Source organism: Moorena sp. SIO3I6, assembly GCF_010672095.1.
In genome coordinates this window covers 1-3,772 of record NZ_JAAHHU010000407.1, presented here as the reverse complement: position 1 = coordinate 3,772, position 3,772 = coordinate 1, and the positions used below count along the sequence as shown (strand labels likewise).

Here is a 3,772-nt window from a genome sequence, read left to right as displayed (position 1 = left end):
CCATTTGCCCACCAAACTTGACCATTCGGATCGGGTAGGGTGGGCAAATACTAAACGGAAGGCAATTTGATCACGAACCGCTTGACCATTTGCCCACCAAACTACAAGAGTGCGATCGCATTCGGAACGGGTAGGGTGGGCAAATACTAAACGGAAGGCAATTTCATCTCGAACCGCTTGACCATTTGCATAACCATTCAAGATCCGCGTACGCACTCTGAATCGGGATTAAACTGAAACAGAGGATGCTCGCCACCATCAAAATCTCAATATGTCGAACTATCGTCGTTCTTATGTGCCAGGAGGAGTATTTTTTCTGACTTTAGTCACATATCGCCGTATTCCTCTATTTTCAGATGTTGAGAATATCTCTCTGTTACGGAAGGCCATGGCAAAAATGCGGACAGAAAAACCCTTTGACATCACTGCAGCCGTTGTGTTACCGGATCATCTTCATTTTATCTGGTCGTTACCACCGGATGATTCTAATTATTCGAGCGCGAGTGTCTCGGTTTAAGGTGTTATTTACCCGCTCTTTACGGGGAAAACGCCCATTTTCGGTAGATGTTTCCCCTTCTCGTCGTAAGCATCGAGAAAGCAATGTCTGGCAACGTCGGTTTTGGGAGCATACAATTCGTAATGACCATGATTTACACCGACATATAGATTATATTCACGCTACATCCGGTTAAGCATGGTTTGGTGTCTTGTCCTCATTTGTGGGAATATTCCAGTTTTCACAAATGGGTGGAGCGAGGCAAGTATGAACCCGATTGGGGGTGTTGTTGTGGGAGTAATTTACCACAAGTTCTAGATTTTCGCGATTTAGAAGATTTTGCAGGGGAGTAGGGTGGGCAAATTATGAATGTGGCGTAGGGTGGGCAAATTATCAACGTAATACCAATTGATCATCAATCATGTCCATTTGCCCACCCTACTACTTCATCAATATAACCATTATTAAGCAACAAAATAGTCGGGTAGGGTGGGCAAATAATGATAGTTTGCCAATTAGTACAGTTATCATCTCAATTTGCCCACCCTACTAAATTAAGTAGTCGGGTAGGGTGGGCAAATAATGATAGTTTGCCAATTAGTACAGTTATCATCTCAATTTGCCCACCCTACAAGATCTACAAGATCAGCTAATCTCCCATACCTTTATAGGGTGTGGTTTCTAGTCAACGAATCGCACAGTCACTTATCTCTTAAAGGGGTGGACTTTCACCACCATCCAGCAAATAGTTAGGAATTCGGGCTATTCCCCGCGATTCCCCCTAGTTATACCCTTCCTGTTTCAGGAAGCTCCTCCTAGGAACGAGCCGCACCTACTTTATCAGCGATCGCACTTACGCCATCCCGCCTTTACGGGGACAATCATCACTTTTCGCCTAGGCTTCTTATCCAGAAATTTATATATTCCTTTGTCACCACATCCATCAACCTGCTTTCAAGTGCCGGATGCTGGAGCTGTTTGACGCGATGCGCAATGATATACGCTAAATTGTACAGGCATATTGTTTGTACTTTATTCGTATGGGGCAATTGCACTTGCTCTTTTTGATTTATATAACTATATATTACTGCTTGAAGGAGTGAATTAAGCTGGTCTATATCCTCAATTTTAGAAATTTCCTCTACCGGTTGATCTGAGCAAATAGTCAACGGGTCAAACTTTAGCCGTGACTCTAGCTTCATCATTGGTTTTAAATCATATGGTTTGGTATCCATAGTCAAGAAATCTGTAGCAACTTTTCGCCCCTTATTTGTTAACTTTTCAATGCTACTTACCCCAACTAAATTTAGATATTCTCGGGCTTTCTGATGCAGTATTTGCCCTTCCTGCAGTATTTTTTCGCTTTCCCTTGACCCTCTCATTCCTATTAATCCGGTACCCTCTTGTCCTTGCCCAGCTGCTAACTTGGCCTCGCATTTGCTAATAAATTTAACGTATCCAGGCGTCGAATTATTCTCTCTATATGCTACAATATATGCACGTTCATATGCACTGAGTAGCATATATTCTATTGTCGCATCCACGTCGCAATCACTGTCCAGATGCGCTAATCCGCAAATCCCTTCTTCCTTCCATGTTAGTGAGATAACAATACATGGTCCTGCACCGATAGTGGTCATTCCTGGGATCGCGTCATTTTTATGCCATATAATAAATTTTCCTTGTTGCACCGTTCCTTTCGGCTGAGGTTTGGGCTGATCATCTTTGGTGCGTTGTATTTGCTTTGATTTTACCGTTGACTTGTCGTGGGGCAAGCCAAAGTATTGGTGAGTGAATTCGGTTTGTGTTGTTGGTAATTGTGGAATTCCTTTAGTACGGGTTTCCGCACAAGTAATAGCCCTGTGCGTGGCTTGGATTCCCAACACTGGAGATTCATACTCCCGTCCATGCTCCACGCTCATCATTATCTGGTCTATTGGTTTTTGATCTGCTTTCACCCTGCCATGTTTTTGTTCGACTACATGCCCGGTTCCAAGTGGTAGTTTTATTTCTCGTACGGGGGCGACGTTAAAAACCTTTCCCTGTGTGAACGCTTGGGCTTTGACCGCCCCTGGTTTATCAAAATTATAAGGACATGTTTTTTCATCCCACCCATGGCCTGTGAGGTTTTCAATGCCTGTTTTAAGGTGATAGCGCGTGCCGGTTGGGTTTTGCGGCTCCTCAGTTGTCTCTATGCGCGTCCCGGTGTTTTCTGCATTTGGCTTGTTAGCGCTATCGCACACCGATGCCGATGGGGTTTCGCATGCGGGTCGATGGTGTAACTGCTGCGGTTGTATTGGCCTACGCTGCACTGCCCCTCCATTCTGCTGTACCACATGGGTCATTTCATGAGCGATCAACTCCTGCCCTCTTCTACTCCCCGGCTCATACGCCCCCTGCCTAAAAAACACATCCTGCCCCGTCGTAAACGCCTTGGCCTGAATCGATTTATTCAACTGGTCTGACTGAGCATCCGTATGCACCCGCACCCCACTAAAATCCGCCCCCATCGCCCTCTCCATCGGTATTCTCATCCTTTCTTCCAGTGGCTTTCCCCTTCCTCTTGCTTCCTTTATGGCACCTTCTAAATTGTTCGGTGCATTTAATCCCCCTGTTAATGCTTTCCTCTGTATTTCTTGTTGTGGCGTACCCTTCTCCTCACCCTCAATCGTACCTTTCTGTGGTGAATTAATCTGCTGTACAACCTGACGCGCTACTCGATCTGCCTCTTGCTCGTATTTATCACCCGGCTTTCCTATAGTTAGCTTTGGTTGCAGCCCCATTTATCTCCTTCCCCTTTCCGGTTGGGTTACTCCTGATTCTAAGGTGCGCATCACATTAGCACTCATACTTCCCCATTCCCCGACCGCCTCTTCGGCGTTCCACTCCCTTTCCTCTGCATCCAAAATTTCTCTTAAACCATTCCGTCTTTCGTCTTTCTTTTTTTGAGCAATTGTCCTAGAAGTAGAGTGAGAATATTTCGGTTTATAGGTATGAGTAGTGCGCATAGCTATTTCCTTTTACCTTGTACCCTTGAAGAAAACAATATCAGTCGTACCCACCGTCTTAATGGAGCGCGACATGGCACCCCTTTCTCTAACCAACTGGTATCACACTAATTTTAGTTCTTTGTTACAAGAAATCGATCGAGTTCGTAACTATTTATAAAACTACATAGAAGGTAAAGAAAATCAACAAATCGTTACTGAATTTGTTGACGATACTTCTGCCCTGGCTCAACTTTGTATCCTCTTCTATCTCTCCCCATTTGAAAGA

At 44.6% G+C, this 3,772-nt stretch carries 5 protein-coding genes; 2 read left to right on the top strand and 3 right to left on the bottom strand.

Annotation, left to right across the window (positions count from 1 at the left end; translation table 11 throughout):
• Positions 1–201: hypothetical protein (locus F6K49_RS36945; protein WP_293104922.1), on the bottom strand; the 201-nt coding region annotated here is incomplete at its 3' end.
• A gap of 70 nt (positions 202–271) precedes the next feature.
• Here F6K49_RS36945 and F6K49_RS36940 point away from each other — a divergent pair.
• Complete coding sequence (locus F6K49_RS36940; protein ID WP_293104919.1) at positions 272–517, top strand: transposase; 246 nt, start codon at positions 272–274, stop codon at positions 515–517.
• A complete protein-coding gene (locus F6K49_RS36935) occupies positions 504–692 on the top strand; it encodes a hypothetical protein (protein ID WP_293104916.1) in 189 nt (62 codons plus the stop codon). Before F6K49_RS36940 ends, F6K49_RS36935 begins: the two co-directional genes overlap by 14 nt.
• A gap of 688 nt (positions 693–1,380) precedes the next feature.
• Here the strand turns inward: F6K49_RS36935 and F6K49_RS36930 are convergent.
• Positions 1,381–3,279: a DUF4157 domain-containing protein gene (locus F6K49_RS36930; protein ID WP_293104913.1), complete on the bottom strand. Its 1,899-nt coding sequence runs from the start codon at positions 3,277–3,279 to the stop codon at positions 1,381–1,383.
• A complete protein-coding gene (locus tag F6K49_RS36925; protein ID WP_293104910.1) occupies positions 3,280–3,504 on the bottom strand; it encodes a hypothetical protein in 225 nt (74 codons plus the stop codon).
• Between the last annotated feature and the right edge of the window lie 268 nt (positions 3,505–3,772).